Annotated in this window: 21 protein-coding genes; 8 read left to right on the forward strand and 13 right to left on the reverse strand. The window is 60.8% G+C overall.

Features of this window, described 5'->3' with window-relative positions; genetic code table 11:
• Nucleotides 1–26 precede the first annotated feature (26 nt).
• From BLP99_RS03095 to argH, 7 genes are all read right to left on the reverse strand, one after another.
• Entirely contained in the window at nucleotides 27–1,376 is a 1,350-nt protein-coding gene (locus BLP99_RS03095; RefSeq protein ID WP_092179668.1) for an MmgE/PrpD family protein, read from the reverse strand.
• Nucleotides 1,376–2,260, reverse strand: coding sequence for a polysaccharide deacetylase family protein (locus BLP99_RS03100; protein ID WP_092179670.1), 885 nt, complete (start codon nucleotides 2,258–2,260; stop codon nucleotides 1,376–1,378). Before BLP99_RS03100 ends, BLP99_RS03095 begins: the two co-directional genes overlap by 1 nt.
• The gene (locus tag BLP99_RS03105; protein WP_092179672.1) at nucleotides 2,253–3,095 is read right to left on the reverse strand and encodes a polysaccharide deacetylase family protein; all 843 of its coding nucleotides are present in this window, start codon (nucleotides 3,093–3,095) and stop codon (nucleotides 2,253–2,255) included. The genes BLP99_RS03100 and BLP99_RS03105 overlap by 8 nt, the downstream gene beginning before the upstream one ends.
• A 143-nt stretch (nucleotides 3,096–3,238) precedes the next feature.
• A complete protein-coding gene (locus BLP99_RS03110) occupies nucleotides 3,239–4,063 on the reverse strand; it encodes an ABC transporter substrate-binding protein (RefSeq protein WP_072430483.1) in 825 nt (274 codons plus the stop codon).
• A gap of 39 nt (nucleotides 4,064–4,102) precedes the next feature.
• Nucleotides 4,103–4,867 carry an amino acid ABC transporter ATP-binding protein gene (locus BLP99_RS03115; protein ID WP_092179674.1) on the reverse strand — a complete coding sequence of 255 codons (765 nt, stop codon included), beginning with the start codon at nucleotides 4,865–4,867 and terminating at the stop codon, nucleotides 4,103–4,105.
• A gap of 10 nt (nucleotides 4,868–4,877) precedes the next feature.
• Nucleotides 4,878–5,756, reverse strand: a complete 879-nt coding sequence (locus tag BLP99_RS03120; protein ID WP_060742901.1) for an amino acid ABC transporter permease — start codon at nucleotides 5,754–5,756, stop codon at nucleotides 4,878–4,880.
• Between the two features lie 73 nt (nucleotides 5,757–5,829).
• On the reverse strand, nucleotides 5,830–7,257 hold the full coding sequence (argH, locus tag BLP99_RS03125; protein ID WP_092179677.1) for an argininosuccinate lyase: 1,428 nt from the start codon (nucleotides 7,255–7,257) through the stop codon (nucleotides 5,830–5,832).
• Nucleotides 7,258–7,552: 295 nt separating this feature from the next.
• Between argH and BLP99_RS03130 the strand changes: the two genes are divergently transcribed.
• Nucleotides 7,553–8,518 carry a LysR family transcriptional regulator gene (locus BLP99_RS03130; protein WP_072394597.1) on the forward strand — a complete coding sequence of 322 codons (966 nt, stop codon included), beginning with the start codon at nucleotides 7,553–7,555 and terminating at the stop codon, nucleotides 8,516–8,518.
• A gap of 251 nt (nucleotides 8,519–8,769) precedes the next feature.
• On the opposite strand, the gene BLP99_RS03135 is transcribed toward BLP99_RS03130, so the two are convergent.
• Nucleotides 8,770–9,546: an IclR family transcriptional regulator gene (locus BLP99_RS03135; protein WP_092179679.1), complete on the reverse strand. Its 777-nt coding sequence runs from the start codon at nucleotides 9,544–9,546 to the stop codon at nucleotides 8,770–8,772.
• 163 nt (nucleotides 9,547–9,709) lie between these two features.
• On the opposite strand from BLP99_RS03135, the gene BLP99_RS03140 reads away from it, so the two are divergent.
• The 7 genes from BLP99_RS03140 (at nucleotide 9,710) to treS (ending at nucleotide 17,567) form a co-directional block, all read left to right on the forward strand.
• On the forward strand, nucleotides 9,710–10,468 hold the full coding sequence (locus BLP99_RS03140) for an ABC transporter substrate-binding protein (protein ID WP_076407163.1): 759 nt from the start codon (nucleotides 9,710–9,712) through the stop codon (nucleotides 10,466–10,468).
• Between the two features lie 60 nt (nucleotides 10,469–10,528).
• Nucleotides 10,529–11,185, forward strand: a complete 657-nt coding sequence (locus BLP99_RS03145; RefSeq protein WP_072430488.1) for an amino acid ABC transporter permease — start codon at nucleotides 10,529–10,531, stop codon at nucleotides 11,183–11,185.
• On the forward strand, nucleotides 11,182–11,928 hold the full coding sequence (locus BLP99_RS03150; RefSeq protein ID WP_072458451.1) for an amino acid ABC transporter ATP-binding protein: 747 nt from the start codon (nucleotides 11,182–11,184) through the stop codon (nucleotides 11,926–11,928). Before BLP99_RS03145 ends, BLP99_RS03150 begins: the two co-directional genes overlap by 4 nt.
• Entirely contained in the window at nucleotides 11,925–13,214 is a 1,290-nt protein-coding gene (locus tag BLP99_RS03155; protein WP_092179681.1) for an NAD(P)/FAD-dependent oxidoreductase, read from the forward strand. The genes BLP99_RS03150 and BLP99_RS03155 overlap by 4 nt, the downstream gene beginning before the upstream one ends.
• 179 nt (nucleotides 13,215–13,393) lie before the next feature.
• Nucleotides 13,394–14,833: an ATPase domain-containing protein gene (locus tag BLP99_RS03160; protein WP_072430491.1), complete on the forward strand. Its 1,440-nt coding sequence runs from the start codon at nucleotides 13,394–13,396 to the stop codon at nucleotides 14,831–14,833.
• Nucleotides 14,834–14,856: 23 nt separating this feature from the next.
• The gene (locus BLP99_RS03165) at nucleotides 14,857–15,219 is read left to right on the forward strand and encodes a response regulator (protein WP_072458448.1); all 363 of its coding nucleotides are present in this window, start codon (nucleotides 14,857–14,859) and stop codon (nucleotides 15,217–15,219) included.
• A gap of 281 nt (nucleotides 15,220–15,500) precedes the next feature.
• Entirely contained in the window at nucleotides 15,501–17,567 is a 2,067-nt protein-coding gene (treS, locus tag BLP99_RS03170) for a maltose alpha-D-glucosyltransferase (RefSeq protein ID WP_072394814.1), read from the forward strand.
• A gap of 64 nt (nucleotides 17,568–17,631) precedes the next feature.
• Here treS and BLP99_RS03175 read toward each other — a convergent pair whose 3' ends face one another.
• From BLP99_RS03175 to gcvA, 5 genes are all read right to left on the reverse strand, one after another.
• Nucleotides 17,632–18,024, reverse strand: a complete 393-nt coding sequence (locus BLP99_RS03175) for an ester cyclase (RefSeq protein ID WP_072394622.1) — start codon at nucleotides 18,022–18,024, stop codon at nucleotides 17,632–17,634.
• A gap of 98 nt (nucleotides 18,025–18,122) precedes the next feature.
• Nucleotides 18,123–19,373 (reverse strand): MFS transporter, encoded by a 1,251-nt coding sequence (locus BLP99_RS03180; protein ID WP_092179683.1) that lies wholly within the window; start codon nucleotides 19,371–19,373, stop codon nucleotides 18,123–18,125.
• A 231-nt stretch (nucleotides 19,374–19,604) separates the two neighbouring features.
• A complete protein-coding gene (locus BLP99_RS03185; RefSeq protein ID WP_092179685.1) occupies nucleotides 19,605–20,366 on the reverse strand; it encodes an SDR family oxidoreductase in 762 nt (253 codons plus the stop codon).
• A gap of 38 nt (nucleotides 20,367–20,404) precedes the next feature.
• Complete coding sequence (locus BLP99_RS03190; RefSeq protein WP_076407158.1) at nucleotides 20,405–21,232, reverse strand: DMT family transporter; 828 nt, start codon at nucleotides 21,230–21,232, stop codon at nucleotides 20,405–20,407.
• 75 nt (nucleotides 21,233–21,307) lie between these two features.
• Nucleotides 21,308–22,213 carry a transcriptional regulator GcvA gene (gcvA, locus tag BLP99_RS03195; RefSeq protein WP_072430575.1) on the reverse strand — a complete coding sequence of 302 codons (906 nt, stop codon included), beginning with the start codon at nucleotides 22,211–22,213 and terminating at the stop codon, nucleotides 21,308–21,310.
• Nucleotides 22,214–22,358: the final 145 nt, after the last annotated feature.

The raw sequence follows: 22,358 nt of genomic DNA on the forward strand, positions 1-22,358 counted from the left end.
TGACGCCCGAGCCGTCGATACCCTGATCACCCCAGCCACCGTTCCAGCGTACGTATCGATTCCAGGTCTTCCATGCGTCGCAGTTGCTTCAGTAGTTCCGCAGCCCGTTCCTGGGGCATTACCCGCGTCGTCAAACTGAAGAACTTCTCATCCAGGGCCTCATCGGCAAGTGGATTGCCCGGCGCTCCCAAGGGCACTTCCACACACAGGCTTGCCTGCCGACCGTCCACGGTCCGCAGGGTCACCACAGGCTCGCCATCCTCATCCAGTCGCGGGTCCACTTCAAGCTGGATGCGCGACATGCACTGAGTCACCAGAGGATCGTTGCGTTGCCGATCGTCATAAGCGTGCAGTTGGCAATGCCCATGCACCAACCGCGCGGCGAGGGCATACGGCAGACTCATTTGCGCGGCTGCGAGACGGGTGACATCCCGGCCGCCACACATGCCGTGAAGAAAACTGCTCAACCCGACGTGCAGGTTTTCGACCTGGTCAACGGATACCTTCAACTGCTCCAACAGCTGGCCGAGGGCGTCGATGGCCGAATGGGTGCCGCGACAGGAGGCATAGGGTTTGATCGAGCAGCGGGCGAGCTTCCAGCTCACGCCGAGCTCTGCATCGAGGGCTTCAGGTCTTGAAGTCGCTGGGGCAAGGGTGTTCAGAAAACCGCCCCAGACGTCATCGAATAACTGCGTCGGCCCGCTGATGCCTTGTTGGGTGAACCGCGCAGCCAGCAGACCCCCTTCTGCGGCGCGCCCGCTGTGCAGTTTCTTGCTGTGCGAGCCATCGTGAATGAAGGCCCACAGGCCACCGCTGAAGCTGCCGGCAATGCCAAGTGCGGCCAGGGTTTGCCGGGTATCCAGACCCAGGATGCGCGCACTGGCGGCGGCTGCGCCGAACACCCCGCAGGTCGCGGTGGAGTGCCAGCCGGCGCCATTGTGGGCGCTATAGCCGCCGCAGGCTTCGAGGACTCGACGGCCAACCTCATAACCGATCACGACGGCGCTGATGAATTCACGACCACTCACGGGCCGTGCGCGCAGCGAAACCGCCGCCATCGCCGCTGGCAGCACGACGGCCCCTGAGTGATCGCAACCACCGGTGTCATCCAGCTCCAGCGCATGGGCGGCGATGCCGTTCAACATCGCCGCCGGGCCCGCGCCGACCTGCAGAGCGGTTCCCCAGACCGGAACCTCGCCCGCGTCACCGGCGAATACTTTATGTGCCTGTTTGGCGATCTCACTCTCGGCGCCGACCAGGGTTGCGCCGAACGTATCGACAATGTGTCGCTTGGTTTGGGCTATCAACCCAGGCGAGAGATCTTCAAACCGCAGATCGACACAGAATTGCGCCAACCGTTGCAAACGTTCGCTCATCAGACGTAATCCCGGTAATGGCGCTCGTATACCGAGGCGGGATGATCCTCGGCCGCCGGCGCTGCGCTGTTTGCCCACCATTGCGCGACCTCGGCGCCGGTGGCGATCCACACGTCGTCGTGCCGTTGAATGCCCTCGATCAGCTCGCGCAACACGCCTATCCGTCCCGGCGTGGCGATGATTTCCGGGTGCAGGCGAAGTACATAGCACAGGCCAAAACGGTGAAACCCGGCGAAATCCATTTGCAGGTTGCCCAGGGTGTGGCTGTAGGAGGCGATCCGTGATTGTGCCGGTGGCACCGCCGGGCTCAAGTTGAAGGCGAAGTAAGGCTCGTCTTCCAGCTCATAATGCAGCGGCACTTCAATGACACCGGGCGCAGTCGGGTGAGCGAATGGCAAGTCGTCGCCGCGCCACGACGAGGACCAGCGGATGCCTTGGTCCTTCAATGCGCCGATCAAGCCCGGCGCACCATTGCCCGCCGGGATTCGAAAGCCGACCGGGCGCTTGCCGGTCAGCCTGGCCAGGGTCTCGCAGCCCCTGGCGACATCGGCGCCCTGGGCGTCCAGGTCTAGCGCATCGTAATCCTGATGACGGTAGCCGGCGCAGGCGATCTCATGACCGTCGCCCTGGATCGCCTGGATGAGCGCTGGGTTTTCCTCGGCCACGATGCCGGGGACGAACCAACTGCTGCAGACCCCGAGTTCCTTGAACAGGCCGAGCAAGCGTGCCACGCCGCGTTGGGTACCGTAGCGCCATACCGATAAGGTTTTGTCACGCCCGGCCACTTCCGGGGCTTGGGTGAGAATGCCATGGATGTCGTTGTAATCGACGGTCAGTATCACAGCGCAGCGATAGCCTTGCGGCCAGATGGGGGAATCAGCCATGACGGTGTTCCTTCAACCAGAAGTGGGCGACGTCGCGGCAGGTGGCGAACCACACGTCATCGCGCCGACGCATGTGTTCGAAAAGCTTTTCCAGCAGCAGGATGCGTCCCGGCTTACCGATGATTTTCGGGTGCAAGAGGGTGGTCAGGCACAGCCCTTCGTCCATCGCGCCGTCATATTCGCGGCACCAGTTGTCCAGGGTCAGCGCGTAACTGGCCGTACGGTCCAACCCGGAAGGAAAGTTCGGCGCGCGGGTGTAGGCGAGGGACGCGTAATCGTCCATTTCCCATCGGCCTGGAATTTCCACCAGCGGCGTATCGAAACCCGCTACCTCCATCAGGTACGGCCGGTCGTCGCCGCGCATGCTGCTGGAATAGATCACTCCGGCTTCCACCAGCATGGCCGGGGTCTCGGCGCGCCAGTCGCCGGACGGCGTGCGGAAGCCTTCTGCGCGGATGTGCAGGTGTTTCCAGAACACCTCGCGGGAGATCTGCATCACTTCCTTTTGCCGATCCAGTGTCAGGGCATAAAAGGATTCGTGTTTGTAGCCGTGATAAGCCACTTCATGCCCACGCTCGACAATCGACTGGCATTGTCTCGGCCAGTTCTCCACGACCCAGGCGGGGACGAAGAATGTCGTCGGGATCCGGAATTCGTCGAGCACATCGAGCAGGCGCGGCAGTGCACGGTAAGGGCCATAGCCGCCGAACCCGAAGTACTCGGGTTTACGCCAGATCGAGCCGTTGAGCATGGCATCACCGGTCGGGCCATCGAGGTCGAAGGCCAGGGCCAGGCAAGCCTTGTGCGGCGCGGGCCAGGTGGGTGAGGAGGGCATCGGTAGTGCTCCATCTTTAGTCGTAGACACCAGACCCTTTGTGGCGCGGGGCTTGCTCGCGATGGCCTCGGGTGAAGCAACATTGACGTTGGAACACTCACAAGCAAGCCCGCAGCCACATCGGAATCAAATGGCCTGTGCGATCACTTCCCGGCGTTGATGGTCGCGGTCTTGATCGCTCCCAGTTCCAGATCCCACTTCTTCAGGATCGCCTGGTAGCTGCCGTCATCGATCATGCTTTGCAGCGCGACCTTCACCGCTTCGCTGAGCTCAGGTTTCTTCTTGCTCACGCCCATGCCGGTGTACTGCTCGGAGATCGGCAGGCCCACGGTCTTGTACATGTCCTTTTCCTGGGTCTTGAGGTAAGGCAGGGTTTCGCTGCCCTGCATGGCTGCATCGATGCGGCTCTGGCGCAGTTGCGCCCGGGCATCGGCCGAGCCTTCGGTGCCGACCACGTTGATCCCCGGCTTGCCGGCGGCCTCACAGTTGGCCTTGCTCCACTCGGCGATTTCCGCTGGAAAGGTGGTGCGGCGGCTGGTGCCGACTTTCTTGCCGCACAGGTCGAGGATCTCGTTGGTGTCCTTGTTTTTCTGCAAGGTGTAGAACTGCGGACCACTGGTGAAGTAGTCGATGAAGGTCACGCTGGCCTGGCGTTCGGCGGTGTCGGTCATGCCCGACAGCACCATGTCCACGCGGTCGGTGGTCAGGGCGTTGATCATTTGTTCAAAGCCTGTTTCCTGCCACTTGATCTTCACACCCAGGCGCTCGGCCAGGGCGTTGCCCAGGTCATAGTCAAAGCCGGTGAGGGTGTTGGTGGCCGGGTCCTTGAAGTCCATCGGCGGGTAGTTCGGCATGATCGCCACGACGATTTCGCCCTTGGCCTTGATGCTTGCCGGCAATTCGGCCGCGAAGGTGAAGCCGCAAGCCATGACGCCAGCGAGTACTGCGGGGATAAAGAAGTTCTTCATGGTCGTTCTCTTATGAGTGTTGTGAGCGTCAACGGACGCTTAGGTTCGAACGGCAGAAATGAAGCTTTGGGTGCGAGGGTTCTGTGGACTTATTAGTATTTCTTCGGGGCTTCCAGCCTCCACGATCTGCCCGCCGTCCATGAACACCATGCGATTGGAAACTTCGCGAGCGAAGCCCAGTTCATGGGTGACGACGATCATGGTCATGCCGGTCTGCGCAAGATCGCGCATCACCGACAGCACCTCACCGACCAGTTCCGGGTCGAGTGCCGAAGTGGGTTCATCGAACAGCATCAGCTTGGGACGCATGGCCAATGCACGAGCGATGGCCACACGTTGCTGCTGGCCGCCCGAAAGCTCGATCGGGTAGCTGTTGCACTTGTCCGCCAGGCCGACACGGGCGAGTAATTCCAGGGCCTCCTCATTCGCTTCTTTGGGGGAGCGCTTGAGCACCTGGCACGGTCCTTCGATGATGTTCTGCAACACGGTCATGTGAGGGAACAGGTTGAACCGTTGAAACACCATGCCGGTGGACAGCCGCTGGCGGGCGATCTGGGTTTCGTTGAGTTCGTGCAACTTGTTGCCGACGATCCGGTAGCCCACCAGTTCGCCGTCGACCCACAGGCCGCCCTTGTCGATTTTTTCCAACTGGTTGACGCAGCGCAGCAAGGTGCTTTTTCCCGAGCCGGACGGGCCGATGATGCACAGCACTTCGCCTTGCTCGACTTCGATGTCGATGTCCTTGAGCGCGTGGAACTGGTCGTAATATTTATTCAGGCTCACGGCCTTGACGATGCTTCTCATGTGGAACTCCTCAGGAACGCTTGCCGGCGCCGCGGGCGAAACGACGCTCCAGGCGACTCTGACCAAAGGACAGGACGGTGACGGTGGCCAGGTACCAGATGCCGGCAACGATCAGCAGCTCCATCACGCGGGCGTTGGCGTAGTAGATGTTCTGGGCGTTGTAGAGCAATTCCGAGTATTGGATCACGCTCGCCAGCGAGGTCATCTTCACCATGCCGATGAACTCGTTGCCTACCGGCGGAATAATGATCCGCATGGCCTGGGGCAGGATGATCCGGCGCAGCGCTTGCAGGCGTGGCATGCCGATCGATTTGGCAGCCTCATATTGCCCGGTGTCCACCGAGAGCAGGCCGGCGCGCACCACTTCGGCGGTGTAGGCACCCTGGTTGATGCTCAAGCCCAGCAAGGCCGCCGCGAACGGAGTCATCAGGCTCACGGTGTCCATTTCGAACAGGCCGGGAATGCCGATGGTGGGGAAGATCAGCGCCAGGTTGAACCACAGGAGCAGTTGCAGGATCAACGGCGTGCCGCGAAACAGCCAGGTGTAGGTCACGGCCACATAGCGCAGGATCGGGTTGGCCGACATGCGCATGATCGCGGTGATCACGCCGAACACGATGCCCAGCGCCATGGCCAATACCGCCATGACGATGGTGTTGAGCAAGCCCCACATGATCGCCTCGGAGGTCAGGAACTGGCCGATGTACGACCATTCGATCTTGCCTTCGGCGAAGGCACGCACCAGGCCAACAAGGGCGATGACGATCAGCGTGGCGAAGAAGATACGCCCGTAGTAGCGCCGGGGCACATGATCGTACTGGGTGATGTCGAACTGGTTTTCCGCCAGCTTGCGCTCCGCCTGGAGTCGTTCTGCCTGTGTCTGGCTCATGTTGTTTCTCCGTACTCGGTTGCAGCGCTATCGCTGTGGGAGCAAGCTCGCTCCCACAGGTCCGGTGTGTTGCTCAGAGGCGCAAGCCCTGATAGTCCTCGGTCCATTGCTGCTGGGTGGCGAGGGCGGCTTTCAAGCGTCCGATCTGTTCGCGTACCTGTTGAGGCGCGGTCCCTCCCCAGCCATTGCGGGCAGCGATGGCGGCTTCGAGGGTCAGGCTTTCGCGTACCTCCGGGGTGAGGCGCGGATCGATTTCCGCCAGCAGAGCGGGGGAGGCCTCCCACAGTTCGATGTCGTGTTTCTCGCACGCCTGGACCAAAGCACCGGTGATTTCGTGAGCTTCCTTGAACGGTACGCCGCGCACCGCCAGCCAATCGGCAACTTCGGTGGCGAGGGTGAAGCCCAGCGGTGCCTGGCGGCGCAACTCCTCGACATTGACTTTCATGGTCGCCACCATTCCCGCCATGGCGGGCAATACCAGTAGCAGCGTGTCGACGCTGTCGAGCACACCGTTCTTGTCTTCGCTCAGGTCGCGGTTGTAGGACAGGGGCAGGGATTTGAGCGTGGAGAGCAGGCCGGTCAGGTTGCCGATCAGGCGACCGGCCTTGCCTCGCGCCAGTTCGGCGATGTCCGGATTCTTCTTCTGGGGCATGATCGAGCTGCCGGTGGCGTAGGCATCGTCCAGTGCGACCCAGCGAAATTGCCGCGACGACCACAGGCAGAACTCTTCGGCAAGGCGCGAGATATTGATGCCGAGCATGCTGGCGATGAACAGGAACTCGGCGACGTGATCGCGGCTGGCCACGGCGTCGATGGAGTTTTCGCAGACGCCGCTGTAGCCCATTTCCTTTGCCGATTGCTGAGGTAGGCGAGCGATCGCCGAGCCCGCCATGGCCGCCGCACCGAGTGGCGACAGCGACGTCCGTGCGTCCCAGTCCACCAGCCGTTGTACGTCGCGCAGCATCGACTGGGCGTGGGCCAGCAGGTGGTGAGCAAACACGATCGGTTGCGCCTGCTGCAGATGGGTGAAGCCGGGGCAGATGCTTTCGATGTGTTGCTCGGCCTGTTCCACCAACGCCTGCTGCAGGGCCAGCACTTCAACGGCCACGGTGCGTACGTGGTCACGCAGGAACAGCCGCAGATCGTTGGCGGTCTGGTCGTTGCGCGAACGACCGGCCCGCAGCTTGCCACCCAAGGCACCAAGCCGTTCGGTCAGCAGGCGCTCGATGAAGGTGTGGACGTCTTCATCATCCAGGGTCGGGGCGATGCTGCCGGCGCGATAGTCCGCGCCGATGCGTTCCAGGGCTTCGAGCATGGTCAGGGTTTCTTGCTCGTTCAGCAGTCCGGCGCGCTGCAATTCCCGGGCATGGGCCTTGGAGCCGGCGAGGTCGTACGGAGTGAGCCGGAAGTAGCGCTCAGGGCAACGGGACAGGGCCGCCAAGGCTTCGGAAGGGCCGCATTTGAAGCGAGCTCCCCAGAGTCGGTCGGTGGTTTGAGACATTGTTGTTTTCCTCGTCGGTTTCGCGAACTGAAACGGGTACTCCAGGCCACGACGTCGCTACGAAAATCAGCGAGCGAAGTCAGGCCAGAGCAGTTTTCAAGAGGGCAGTTGCATCGGTGCGAGCGCTGATCGAACTGTCAGCTTTTGATGTTTCGCGACCAGCGTTTTGGCGCTGATGTTCGGAATTTATTGGCGGTTGCCAAGCTTGGTTTTCTGTGTTCATTATTATTGGGCCAGCTTGTTCTTGTTGTTGGGCACAGGTTGTTGAATAGAGCGCCAGAGGTAAATAAGCATTATGGAAACCCCACTTTCCAATTCCGGAAACCCGCCGCCAAGAACCCCGCAAAGGGCACCGTTGGCCCTCAGCGGGCTGGACTTCAAATTGCTCAAAGTGTTCAAGGCGGTGGTCGAGGCGGGAGGCTTTAGTGCCGCACAAAATGAGCTGAACGTGGGGCTGGCAGCCATCAGCAAACAGATTTCCGACTTGGAAATCCGTATCGGGATGCGCCTTTGTACGCGTGGGCGCGAGGGCTTTCACCTGACGGAAGAAGGGCGTCTGGTGTATCAGGCATCGATAGACTTATTTGCCTCGGTCGACAACTTCCGTGACCGACTTAGTTCAGCACAGAACGAACTTGTTGGTGATCTTGGTGTGGGGGTTATAGATAATACTATCTCGGATGATAATTCCCCGTTAGTTGCTGCGCTCAGGCAAATGAATGAACAGTCGCCCAAAGTCCGGTTTCAACTTCAGGCTTCACAACTCGATGAAGTCGAAAGAGGTGTCGTCGAAGGGCGGTTGGTAGCGGGAATCGTACCGATTTATCAAAAACGCGAAGAGTTCGATTACTACGAACTCTATGAAGAACGTTCGCAGGTCTATTGCGCACTTGGCCACCCGCTGTTCTCCATGGCGGACGAGGACATTGGCGCACATGTGCTCAAGGAGTACGAATGCGTCAACCATCGCTACGCGATTCATCGCGACAAACTGAAGTTTGCGCACTACGACAGCTTCTCCGCCTCAGCCACCCAAGTGGAAGCCGTGGCGCTGCTGATCAAGACGGGGCGTTTCCTCGGGTTCCTGCCCCAGCATTACGCCGCATCGATGGTGGCGCGGGGAGAGTTTCGCGCAGTATGTCCAGACCTGATCAACATCGTCACGCCGTTCAGTCTGATACTGCGTCACAACACTGTACGCAGCCCCTTGGTCAAGGCCTTTGCCCGGGCGCTGGGGGTGGATCTGAAGGCTTCGGTTTGATGTTTCTGTGTGAGTCACTCACGAGCCTTGGCGGCAACCGGAGTGATAGGTAAGTTGCACCATCAAACCGTTGGTGCTGTTCTCGTTCAAATACTGCTACCTGCCCCGGCGTGTTTCGTTGGAAGGGCTCCCAGTTGAACTAGCCCAGGGCTCAATCACCCTATCCTGTATGCGCAGTCCACCCTCTAAGCGACGGTGGTAATAATTGGATTTGTGCAAGGGACAGGGTGTCTGTCCACTGGAGCAATCTGCTAAAGGGTCCGTATCGACGAACGAATCGCCCGTGCACATTCGATGACCGCGGGCGCCAGCTTGCGCTCGGCTTCCTCCATGGTCCAGCGGCTGCTGGGCACCACCACATGCACGGCCGCTACCGGCAGGCCCTGGCTGCCGATGATTGGCGCAGCAATGGACATGTCGCCCAGGAACAACTCTTCCTTGTTCGTGGCGTAGCCTCTGCGCCGCGTGGTCTCGATCTGCTCGATGATGTCGTCGACCGCGGTCAGGGTGTACTGGGTATGGCGTTTGCGCTCGCTGGCGTGCAGTACGGCAGTGAGTTCGTCGTCGGGCAGGGCGCTCAGCAAGGCCCGTCCGGAACCGGTGCAGTACATTGGTATCCGGCTGCCGATGGGCATGTGGATCGGGATGAATTTCGGTGCCACGAAGCGTGCCACGTACACCATGTCCAGTCCGTCGGGTTCGGTCAGGTTGGTCGTCTCCCCGGTAGCCTGGGCCAGCTCGGCAAGGAACGGGTTGGCCACGTCGACCAGCGTATCGGCGGCCAGGTAGTTGTAGCCGATCTCCATGACCTTCGGGGTCAGCTGGAAGCGTTTGGTCTGCGGATGCTTGCGCACGTAACCAAGCTCTTCGAGGGTGTGGATCATGCGTTGCGCGGAGCTTTTATTGATAGCCGCCGCTTGCGCGATATCCGCCAGATTCATCGTGCGCCGGGATGCGTTGAAGGCTCGCAGCACCGCCAGGCCTTTCTCCAGTGACTGATTGAACAGAGGGTGAGGGGTTTCGCTCATGTGGAATTCCTTGTTTTTGCTTCATGCATATCGATATTCGATACTTATAAATCTCTTTACGATTCAAGTAAATCGTTTATATTCATTTTGAGCCTCCTGCCATACACCTGGGGCACCCTTACCGGACTTAAGACAAATAAAAGCGTCCATTGGGAGATACGCCATGCTTACTCGCTTTCGTGCACTCACGCTCGTTGTCGCTCTGGCCTGCGGCATCGCTTCGGCCAGCGTCGCCGCCGAACCCGTCTACAAGGTTGGCGCAACCGCGACGGGTATTCCCTTCACCTTCCTCGACGTCAAGAGCCAGAGTATCCAGGGCATGATGGTCGACGCCGCGCAGGCAGTGGCCAAGGCTGGCGGCTTCGAGGTGGAGATCCAGCAGACCACCTTCGCTTCGCTGATTCCCTCCCTGACTTCAAACAAGATCGACCTGATTTCCGCCGCCATGCTTCGCACGCCGGCGCGGGAAAAGGTGGTGCAGTATTCCGACCCGGTCTTCAGCTATGGCGAGGGTCTGATCGTCAAGGCCGACGACCAGACCCCGTACACCCGCATGGAGGATTTTGCCGGTGAGGTGGTCGGCGCCCAGGTCGGCACGGTGTTCATCGATGAGCTGAACAAGCGCGGTGTCTTCAAGGAAGTGCGTGGCTACGACTCGATTCCCGACCTGATGCGCGACCTGGCGCTTGGTCGGATCAAGGCAGGCTTTGCCGATCGTCCGGTGGTCGCCTACCAGTTGGCTCAAGGCACGCAGAACAAGGTGCATCTGGTCCAGAGCTACCAGCCCGTGGTGATGGGGGATGTCTGCCTGATCATGCGCAAGGGGGACAGTGCGAAGCTTGCGCAGGTCAACAAAGGCATCGCCGCTATCAAGGCCGATGGTTCCCTCGACCAGATCATCAGGAAGTGGAAGCTCAACTGACGGTTTTGTCGACCGCCCGCAACGGCGGGCGGGTCCACTCATTGTTTCGTGGGTAGCCTTATGTTTCTCCAGAATGCCTTGGACTTCCTTCCAATCCTGCTCAAAGGGGCGGTGGTCACTCTTGAGGTGACGGCCGGGTCGTTTGTCCTCAGCTCGCTGATCGGGTTGGTCCTGGCCCTGATGATGGTTTCCAGGATAAGGGCGATTGCCTTGTTCGCCATCAGCGTGGTGAACGTCATCCGCGGGCTGCCGATCATTGTGCAGCTGTTCTATATCTATTTCGTCCTGCCGGAATTCGGCATCCAGCTGACTGCAATGCAGGCCGGCATCATTGGCCTGGGGATCGCTTATTCGGCGTATCAGGCCGAGAACTTCCGGGCCGGTATCCAGGCGATCCAGCAAGGGCAGATCGAGGCGGCCGAATCCCTGGGCATGCGCGGTGCGATGGTGATGCGGCGAGTGGTGCTGCCCCAGGCATTGCGCATTGCCTTGCCGCCCTACGGCAACACCCTGGTCATGATGCTCAAGGACTCGTCGCTGGTCTCCACTATCACCGTGGCCGAGATGACGCGTGCGGGGCAATTGATCGCTTCTTCGACCTTCGAGAACATGACGGTCTACACCCTGGTGGCATTGCTCTACCTGGCGATGAGCCTGCCGCTGTCCTTTGCGCTGCGTCGTCTGGAAGCACGCTTCAGCACCCGGAGAACGTCATGATCGAGATCAAGGGCATTCACAAGCGTTACGGCAGCGTGCCGGTCCTCGAAGGCATCGACTTGCAGGTCAAGAGCGGTGAAGTGGTGTGCCTGATCGGCCCATCGGGGTCGGGAAAGTCTACGTTGCTGCGTTGTATCAACGGCCTGGAGAGTTATGACCAGGGCGACGTTCTGGTCAGCCAAGAACGGGTTGACCGCAACGCCAGGAGCATCCACGACATTCGCACCCGGGTGGCGATGGTCTTCCAGCGCTTCAACCTGTTCCCGCACCGTACGGCCCTGGAAAATGTCATGGAGGGGCCCATCTACGTGAAGAAGGAAAAACCTCAGGTCGCCCGCAGAAATGCCGAGGCGCTGATGGATAAGGTCGGCTTGTCCCATCGGATGAATGCCTACCCGGACGAACTGTCCGGTGGGCAGCAGCAACGTGTCGCCATTGCCCGGGCACTGGCGATGAACCCCCAGGCGATTCTCTTCGACGAACCGACCTCGGCCCTGGATCCAGAGCTGGTGGGCGAGGTGTTGACGGTGATGCGCAACCTGGCCAACGAGGGCATGACCATGATCGTGGTGACACACGAAATGGCGTTCGCTCGGGACGTGGCCGACAAGGTCTGCTTCCTTCACGGCGGCAAGATCGTCGAGTCAGGGCCGGCCCGAGAAGTATTGAGCACCCCGACCCACCCACGCACCCAGGATTTTCTTCGCCGGTTGCTCGACCACAACGCGCAGGTGCAGGCATGAATGCCCCTTTCGCACCGCAACTGCCGGCCTCGCTCTGGGCCGCGACTGCTGCGCCGGCGGTGCAAACGCCGGCGCTGGCTGAAGACAAACAGGTGGATATCGCCATCGTGGGGGCCGGCTACACCGGTTTGGTCACGGCCTTGCGATTGGCCGAGGCGGGGGTCGATGTCTGTGTGCTGGATGCCGGGGAGCCCGGCTGGGGGGCTTCGGGACGCAACGGCGGCCAGGTGATTCCCGGGCTGAAGTTCGATCCCGATCAATTGCACGCCAAATTCGGTGCGGCCCGTGCCGAAGCGATGCTCGATGTAGCCGGTTGCGCCGCCGACGAAGTGTTTTCGTTGGTCCGCCGGTATGCAATCGACTGTGATGCGACCCAGAAAGGCTGGATTCAACCCGCTTGTTCGTCCGCCGCGATGAAAGTCATCGAGCAGCGCGCCGGGCAGTGGCAACGCCGTGGAGTCCAGGTGGAGCTGCTGGACCGGACTGCCATCAGCCAACGCATCGGTACCGACAACTATCTGGGTGGCTGGGTTGATCCGCGGGCCGGCAGCTTGCATCCGCTGAGTTACGCCCGTGGCCTGGCAAAGGCCGCATTGGGGCAGGGCGCGATGATCCACGGCCACAGCCGTGTCACGCGGTTGCAGCGACAGCCGTCGGGCTGGACGTTGTCCACCGTGCAAGGGGCCAGGGTCAGTGCGCAACGGGTGCTATTGGCCACGGATGGCTATACCGACGACCTGTGGCCCGGCTTGCGCCAGACTGTCGTTGCAGCCAACAGCTTCATCATTGCGACCCGTCCGCTGCCATCGGCGATCCGCAAGAGCATCCTGCCCGGTGGCGAGGTCTGTTCGGACTCTCGACGCTTGCTGCTGTACTTCAAGCTGGATGCCCAGGGGCGTTTGCTCCTGGGGGGACGTGGGCCGTTTTCGGAGCCATCCCAGCCCCGCGACTGGGCGCACCTGGAGCGTTCCCTGGCGGCGCTGTTTCCGCAAGCGGCGCAGGTGCCCGTCGAGTATCGGTGGAGTGGTCGGGTGGCGCTGACCCAGAGTTTTCTTCCGCATGTCCATGAGCCTGCGCCGGGGCTGTGCGTCCTGCTCGGTTACAACGGTCGCGGCATCGCCCTGTCCACGGCGTTAGGCAAGCACCTGGCCGCGAAGCTGTCGGGGGCGACCCAGGCGTTCCCGTTCCCGGTCATGCCGCTGCGTCGAATTCCATTTCACGGGTTGCAGCGGTTGTATCTGGCGGCCGGAATCGGCTATTACCGGTTATTGGATGCCTTGTTCTGAGCACTGATTGAAGAAACGGCGGGCATCGGCCAGGCGGTGTCCGTGAGGGCGTATCGGCTCAAGGTGAGCGATCCCCAATCCAACTTTACGCTCGACCTGAATGGCTCCGAAGCGGAAATGGCGTTAGCATCCCCTTCATTGGGCTTGAACAGCCTGTTTTTTCAGATCAGGGTCGCATTGTGGAAAAGCTAAAACGCCTTGAAAGCGGAATCGAAGGACTCGACGCGCTGCTCCAGGGAGGGTTGGTCGCGGGTGCTTCATACATAATCCAGGGACGCCCAGGGTCAGGCAAGACGATCCTGGCGAACCAGCTTGGATTCCATCACGCCCGCAGTGGCGGCCGGGTTTTAGTCGCCACGCTGTTGGCCGAATCACATGATCGACTTTTCCAGTTTCTTTCTACGCTGAGTTTTTTCGACGCATCCAAGATCGGCGCCGAAATCCAGTTTGTCAGCGCATTCGATACGTTGGAAAACGAAGGCCTGGATGAAGTCGTGAAGTTGCTCAGACGCGAGATCAGCCGACAAAAGGCGACCGTGATGGTGGTCGATGGTCTGCTCAATGCGCGTTCCAAGGCCGATTCGCCTATCGATACCAAGAAATTCATCTCGGAGCTGCAGGGACATGCCGCTTTCGCCGGTTGCACCGTATTGTTCCTTACCAGTTCACGGCTTGACGACGGCAGCCCCGAGCACACGATGGTCGACGGTGTCATCGAAATGGGAGAGGAGCTGTTCGGGACGCGCTCGGTACGGCGTATCCAGCTGCGCAAGACCCGCGGCAGCAGCGCGCTGACCGGTCTTCACGAATGTGAAATCAACGATGACGGCCTGGTTGTCTATCCGCGCCTGGAAAGCCTGTACAGTCGTCCTTCCGCCCCGGACAGTGCCAACATGACGCGTATCGCCAGCGGGATCGACTCTCTGGATGACATATTGGGCGGAGGCTTGTACAGCTCCAGTGTGTCCCTGGTCATTGGACCTTCCGGGATCGGGAAGACGACGCTGGGTCTCAAATTCCTCGCCCAGTCGACGGCAGACGCCCCTGGCTTGCATTTTGGATTCTATGAAAGCCCGCAGCGACTGCGCCTCAAAGGCCTCTCCCTGGGTATCGATATCGAAGGCATGGAAAAAAGCGGAGCATTGAGCATTGCCTGGCAGCCCACCACCGAAGGCCTGCTGGACGGACTCGGCGCACGACTGCTGGACATCGTGAAGGAAAAGGGTATCAAGCGCCTGTTCATCGATAGCCTGAGCGGCATGACACGGACTTCGACCAACCCCGCGCGGATTACGGATTTCTACAGCGCGCTCATGAACGAGCTCAGGGCCAGGGGCGTTACGGTGTTCGCCTCCTGGGAGATGCGTGACCTATTCGGCTCCGAGGTCAGCTCACCGAACTCGGACCTGTCCAGCATCGTCGACAACCTGATGCTCATGCGCTTCCTCGAGGATCGCTCTGAACTAAGAAGGACGCTCTCCATTCTTAAGGTACGAGACAGCTCTTATGACCCGTCGCGATTCGAGGTGGTCATCCGGGATCAAGATGTTTTCCTTGAAAAGGCTTTGAGAAATGAACCTTCAGTCTCAGCTGAGTCATTGCCTGGTTCAATATCATAAGTCTTTGAGCGGGTTGAATTGACATGACCACCATCCTGGTCGTCGACGACGAGTATCTGATCGCTGACATCCTCAGTTTTGCGCTAGAGGACGAGGGCTTCATGGTGGTAACGGCCAGCAATGGTCAAAAAGGACTCGAAGTGCTGGAAAGAGAACGTCCAGCCCTGATCATTACTGACTTCATGATGCCGGTCATGGATGGTCTTGAGTTCGCCACGGCCGTGCGAGCCTTGCCGTCCGTCAATGCGCTGCCCATCATCTTGATGAGCGGTGCCCAGGCGCACCTGGGCATGACGCGATCGGACCTGTTCGATGCGGTGCTGCCCAAGCCATTCGACATAGACTCGATTGTCGCCGAAGTGAAGAGGCTGCTGGTTGCAGAGTGATGCCGCGTCGAGAGCTGCCGAGCTGAACGCTGCGCGTCCGCTGCGAAGGGATATGGGAGGTTGCAGTGCAATCACCCCCAGCAAGGCATCGTCCTGGTGTTTTGTCCGAAGCCCGCACTTTCAAGCCGATCGAGCTTCGCTCCGACCTGGCCGATTGCGTCTGGCAGGCTTTCTCCTGATTCGATGCAACGAATGTCCCGTAGCGGCCTCATATGGAAACGAGCGGCGCCTCGGTTGAAGAGCTGGCGCCTGCGGTTTTCTTGACGGAGGTGATGGTGTCCATGACGGCAGCTGAGAAAAACCATGTCGACTGGCTGATCGAGCAATCGATGCTCAATGCAGCGAGGAAGCGCGCCAGGCTCTACTCGGGTCAGGGTCGATTGTGGCAGCAGCCTTATGCGCATACCCGGCCTCGCGACGCCTCGGCATTGGCTTCGGTGTGGTTCACCGCGTATCCGGCTTCCATCGTTACCCGCGAAAATGGCACTGTGCTTGAAGCGCTGGGGGATGAGACCTTATGGCATGCGCTGTCGAAAATCGGTATCCAGGGCATTCACAATGGCCCTTTGAAAAGGTCCGGTGGTCTTTCGGGCACTGACTACACACCTACGATCGACGGCAATTTTGACCGCATCAGTTTCGACATCGACCCGCAATTGGGCACCGAGGCGCAGTTGCAAGCATTGACCCGGATGGCCGCCGCGCACAATGCGGTCGTCATCGAGGATGTCATCCCGTCTCATACCGGTAAGGGTGCGGATTTTCGTCTGGCCGAGATGGCGTATGAGGATTACCCGGGGCTCTACCACATGGTGGAAATCCGCGAGGAGGACTGGCCGCTGCTGCCCGACATTGCCCAGGGACGCGATGCGCAGAACCTCACCCCGCAGCAGGTGGACGTTCTGCGAGACAAGCATTACATCGTCGGACAGTTGCAACGGGTGATCTTCTTCGAACCGGGCGTCAAGGAAACCGATTGGAGTGCGACCCCGGTGGTGATGGGGGTCGACGGCAAGCCCCGGCGTTGGGTCTATCTGCATTACTTCAAGGAAGGGCAACCTTCACTGAACTGGCTGGATCCGACCTTTGCCGCTCAACAGATGATCATCGGCGACGCGCTGCATGCCATCGATGTCTCGGGGGCGAAAATCCTGCGTCTGGACGCCAACGGATTTCTCGGCGTGGAGCGCAAGCTCGAGGGGACCGCCTGGTCCGAAAGCCATCCGCTATCGATCACCGCAAACCAGTTGCTCGCTGGAGCGATTCGCAAGGCCGGCGGATTCAGTTTCCAGGAACTGAACCTGACAGTAGACGACATCGCCGCCATGTCCCACGGAGGGGCGGATCTGTCCTACGATTTCATCACCCGACCCGCCTACCAGCATGCCTTGCTGACGGGCGACACGGAATTCCTGCGATTGATGCTGCGCCAGATGCACACCTTCGGCATCGATCCGGGCTCGCTGATTCATGCGCTGCAGAATCATGATGAGTTGACCCTGGAACTGGTGCATTTCTGGACCCTGCACGCGCACGATACTTACCTCTATCAGGGGCAGACCTTCCCCGGCAACATCCTGCGTGAGCACATCCGCGAGCAGATGTACGAACGCCTCGCTGGAGAGCATGCGCCCTACAATCTGAAGTTCGTCACCAACGGTGTGTCCTGCACCACGGCGAGCATCATCACGGCGGCGCTGGGAATTCGTGATCTCGACACCATTACGACGGCAGATATCCAGCAGATTCGCCAGGTTCATCTGCTGCTGGTGATGTATAACGCGATGCAGCCCGGCGTATTCGCATTGTCTGGCTGGGACCTGGTGGGCGCGTTGCCGTTGCCCGCCGAACAGGTCGAGCATCTGATGGGCGACGGCGACACGCGTTGGATTCACCGCGGTGCCTACGACCTGGTGGACCTCAACCCTGATGCGACACTGTCGGCCGGTCAGATGCCACGTCCGAAGACCCTGTACGGCAGCTTGCCAGGCCAGTTGAAAGATCCGGATTCGTTCGTCTCGCAGCTGCGCAGGATCCTCGCTGCGCGCCGTGCCTATGACATCGCCGCCAGTCGCCAGATACTGATTCCGGACGTCGAGCACCCAGGACTGCTGATCATGGTTCACGAACTGCCGGCCGGCAAAGGGACCCAGATCACCGCGCTGAACTTCGGTTCGACCCCGATCACTGAGACCCTGCACCTGCCCAACATCGCACCCGGGCCGGTGGTCGACATCATCAACGAACGGGTCGAAGGCGACCTGACGCCCGAAGGCGAATTCACCATCACGCTGGATGCGTTCGAGGGGTTGGCGCTGCGGGTGGTGAGCAGCTCACCGATGATCTAGGGCTCGGGAAATCGAGGTGGTTGCTCAGGTCGATGCTCAACCGACCTGCGGCCTTGAGTATCCGCTACGCCGATGGAAGCTGGGCTTCGATCGCGACCTTGTCGATGACCGACCAGACCTCACGGATCCTGCCGTCCTCGAACGTGTAGAAAACGTTTTCCGCGAAGCAGATCCGTGTCCCGTTGACCGCAAGGCCCAGGAACTCTCCGGTCGGCGTGCAATTGAATGCCAGGCGAGCTGCCAGCCGGGGTGGGTCGACCACCAGCAATTGGATTTCAAAGCGCAAGTCGGGAATGTTCCGATAGTCGGCTTCCAGCATGCTGCGATAGCCGTGCAAGCCTAGAGGCCTTGCGTTGTGAACCACATCCGGGTGCACGAAGTGGCCCAGGTTTTCCCAGTCCTGCGCATTCAGGCAGGCGATGTAGGCGTTATAAAGCGCTGCAAGGTTCGAAGTCATAAGGGCGATTACTCCGTTCTGTTAGCCATGACCGTATGACCTTGCAGCAGTCAATGCGATCCAGAGCCTGTCGTACTTGAACCTTCGAATGCGACAGATCAGGAAACGACTTTCTTGAAAGGGCGAATGGATACTCCCCGATAGAACGAAAAAATGGCCAGCACCTGCACCACGACCGCGCCTGTTACCACGGCTCGGATCGCGTGACCGGGATCGGTGAAGGCGCAGCGCAGCACGCCGAAAAATGCCGGGGCGAAGGCGTAGGTGGCCTGGCTGATCGCGACCATCAGGGCGATCACCCTGGCTGTTTGTTCGCGGCTGAATTCGGTTTGTGCGATCAAGGGGGGCAGGGAGGTGGCATTGCCAATGCCCGAGCCGATGAGTACCACGGCTATCCAGACCACCGTGGGATGAAGGTCCAGGACTGCAAGCAGCAGCGTGCCCAGCATCTGGATGGCATAGCCGAGGCAGGCCAACTGGCGGCGGTTCATGCCTCGGCTCATGAGGCCTGCGGCGACGTATCGCCCGCCCATCGCACTGGCGGTGGCCAGGCCCATGGCGAAGGAGGCGTCATGGGCTCCCATGCGTCCCGCCAGGATCGAATACAAGTGCGCGATCAGGCCGATCTGGGCGAAAAGCCCCAGGGACATGCCGACTGCCAGGCTGCGGAAACTGGCCGACCTGAACGTCTGCAGGAGGGTCCAAGGGGGGGCACTGACATCGATCGGTACAGGTCCCGGCCGGTCTGCGTTATCGGGATGTTGCCCCAGGCTTTGTGGGCTCTTGTTGAACACCAGGAAGGCGAAGACACCGACGAGCAGTACGGCGATGGTGCTGATCATCCACGCTGCCGTGGCAAAGCCGAAACGTTCGATCAGCAGCACCCACAACGGCGAAAAGATCACGCCACCCATGCTGGCGCCGTTGTAAGCCTTGCCCAACGCCCAGGGTCTTTCCTTGACGTACCAGGGAGCGATCAGGGTATTGACGGCAACGGCACCCAACGTGACCCAGCCGATACCCGAGCAGACGGCACCGGCATACAGCACCCAGGGCTGGTTGGCATGAGCCCAGATATTCACGCCGATGCCCAGGACGATGCTGCCCAGCAGGGTGATGCCGGGGATTGTGAATCGTGCGTAAAGCTTCGGCAGGTTGGCGATGACAATCGTACCGCTGAGCAAGTGCAGGGTGACGGCAGTCGAGACCTGGGCGATTGGCCAACCCGTGCGATCCATGACCGCTTGCATGTAGATCGGCGGCCCATAGAAACCGATTCCCCAACCAATCATTGCCAGGATGAACGTGCAGGTCAGTACGGTCTGTCCAAAAAAACGGGGGTGCGTCATAGCCATCTCCTCCAGGGTGGCTATCAGGTTATGGGTTCAGGGACGGCGTCACTTCGAGGCGCGTCGAACAATGGATGTTCCGGGGAGTGGGGCAGCTTTTAATCTGCCACCGCCAGGGGCCTGATCCGTTCAAATCCACCTGACCCGTCCGACAGCGCCGCTCAGCCAATCGGCCGGAGAATTCCGGGGTGGGTAGTGCCCTGGCGGGACGGACGGATCCGGCCTACCCGCTCATTTCCCCCCGGTCACATCCAGGAACGTACCGGTAACGAACGATGCCTCTGCACTGGCCAACCACAGGATGGCCCGCGCCACTTCCTCCGGCTGGCCACCGCGGCCCATGGGAATCGTGTCCTTGACGCGATCGACACGTCCCGGCTCGCCGCCGCTGGCGTGCATTTCGGTGTAGATGTGCCCGGGGCGGATGCCGTTGACGCGTATGCCTTCCCGGGCGACCTCCTTGGCCAACCCGATGGTGAAGGTTTCCAGGGCTCCCTTGGATGCCGCGTAGTCGACATATTCGTTGGGGCTGCCGAGGCGCGCCGATGCCGAGGAGACATTGATCATCACGCCGCCCGCACCATTGTGCCGGTAGGCCATGCGCTTCACTGCCTGCTGGGCGCAGAGCATCGGACCGATGGAGTTGACCGCGAAGATGCGCTGCATGCGCTCGAAGCCCAGATCCTCCAGGCGCGACTGAACGGACAGGACCCCGGCGTTATTGACCAGCACATCGAGGCGGCCGAACGAGCGGTCGATGGCCGTGAACAAGTCGGCCACCTGGCCGGGGTCCGCGCTGTCGGCCCTCACGGCCAGCGCCCGGCGCCCCAATGCCTGCACATCCGCCACCACCGCCAGTGCCGAGGCCTGGTTGGCAACATAGCTGATCGCGACGTCATAACCTCGCGCGGCGGCCAGCCGCGCGGTGGCGGCGCCCACTCCACGACCGCCGCCGGTTATCAGTATCAACGGTGCCTGGGAGACGTTGTTCATCGTGAGTACCTCCTATAGCGTCAGGAAAACCGGTTATGTCAGCCGATCAAGAGGATGCCGCTGACGATCACTGCGCACGCCAGCACCCGCCGGGCAGTCAGCGTCTCGCCAAGGAACACGTAGCCGATCAGCGCGGCGAACAGCACGCTGGTTTCGCGCAATGCCGATACCGCGCCCATGGGGGCTTCGTTCATGGCGTAGATGACTATTGCATAGGCCAGCAAGGAGACCACTCCGCCCACCAGGGCGGCGCCCATGCCGGGCCTGATGGAGAACAGGCTGCGGGCACCACGCAAGCCGATGTACACCGCAGGCATCAGCAAGCCCCACAGGGCACACATCCACACGGTGTAGGCGAGCGGCGCGCCGGAAAGACGGGTGCCGATGCCGTCGGTGACGCTGTAGGCCGCGATGAAACAGCCCGTTCCCAGCGCATAGGGAAGGCTGGGCACCGACAGGCTGCGCCCCCGCAAGGCCAGGGAAATGATTGCGCCCGATACCAGGGCGATACCCAGCAATGCCTCGGGGGCGATGCTTTCGCCGGCAAAGGCAGCGGCGCCCAGGGTGATCAACGCCGGGGACGATCCTCGAGAGATCGGATAGACCTGCCCCAGGTCACCAACCCGATAGCTGCGCACCAGAAACAGGTTGTAGCCGATATGCAGCAGTGCCGACAGCACCCCATAGCCCCAACTGGCCGCCGCCGGTGGCGCCATGCACGCTGCGCAGACCAGGCTGACCGAAGCGATGGCGACGCACATGATCGTCATCGACCATAGTCGGTCGGCACCGCCACGCAGCAGCGCGTTCCAGCTGGCATGCAGGAGCGCGGCGAAGAGAACCAGCAAGGTGATATGGATAGGCATGCACCATTCTAGGCAGCCCGTCTGCGGGAACTACAGCGAAGTCTCCTCATCGTTTCATGAATGAATTCTCATGCATCATCCATGGGCCCGTTGGAATTTCAGCGCCTCACCGAGCAGCCATTGGCGAAAGCTGACGATGTGGGGTTGCGATTCGGTGCCTTTCGGGCAAACGAAGTAGTAGGCCAGTGGCGAGGGGAACGGCACATCGAACAGCCGCACCAGGCGGCCATCGCTCATTTCGTTTTCAACATGTCCGCTGCGCACCAGGGCGACGCCCTGGCCGAGCAAAGCGGCCTCGACCGTCATGTTGGTGTCCCCGAACCGGACGCTTTCCTTGAGCGGCAGGAATTCCAGCCCGACCTTTTCGAACCAGGCTTCCCATTTCGGTACCAGCTCGGCGCCATCACGGGTCAGCAGCGGGTAGTGCAACAGCTCGGCAGGGCTGCGCGGTGTCCCGAAGCGCTGCAGCAGATCGGGGCTCGCCACCGGAAACACCTGCTCGCCGAACAGGAATTCCGAATACAGGCCCGGGTAAGTGCCTTTGCCGAGCCGGATCGCGACATCCGCCTGGGCACTGGAGAAATGGATGATCTTGTCCGTGGTGTCCAGGGACACCAGCAACTCGGGATGCTGGCGAGAAAGTCCCGGCAAGCGGGGCAGTAGCCATTTCAGGGCGAAGGAGTACGTGGTGCTGACTTCGAGCCGGACCCTGCCTTTTTGCTCCCGCAGATCGGCCAGGGTTGCTTCGAGGCTCATGAAGAACTCCCGCACGATGGGCGCCAGCGTGGCACCCGCTGCGGTGAGGCTCAATGACTTGCCGCGCTCGAACAACGGCAACCCCCATAGCGCTTCGAGATGCTTGAGCTGGTGACTGACCGCGCTTTGCGTGACGTGCAGCTCATTGGCGGCAGAGGTAAAGGTCGTGTGTCGGGTGGCGACTTCAAAGGCGCGCAGTGTCGCGGTCGGCGGCAGGTCTCTCATGAATACAGTGTCCCGGCGAGTCGGCAGATAGGCATGACATGAACGTTCGCTCATGATAGAGCATCTCCTGGATGGAGGGGATGCCGGTGCCGACAACGCCTGGATAGCCATTGGCAACCGGGCCGCCGGATGCTTTCCCCACGCC

Source organism: Pseudomonas sp. NFACC32-1 (assembly GCF_900101215.1).
In the GTDB taxonomy this organism is placed as follows: domain Bacteria; phylum Pseudomonadota; class Gammaproteobacteria; order Pseudomonadales; family Pseudomonadaceae; genus Aquipseudomonas.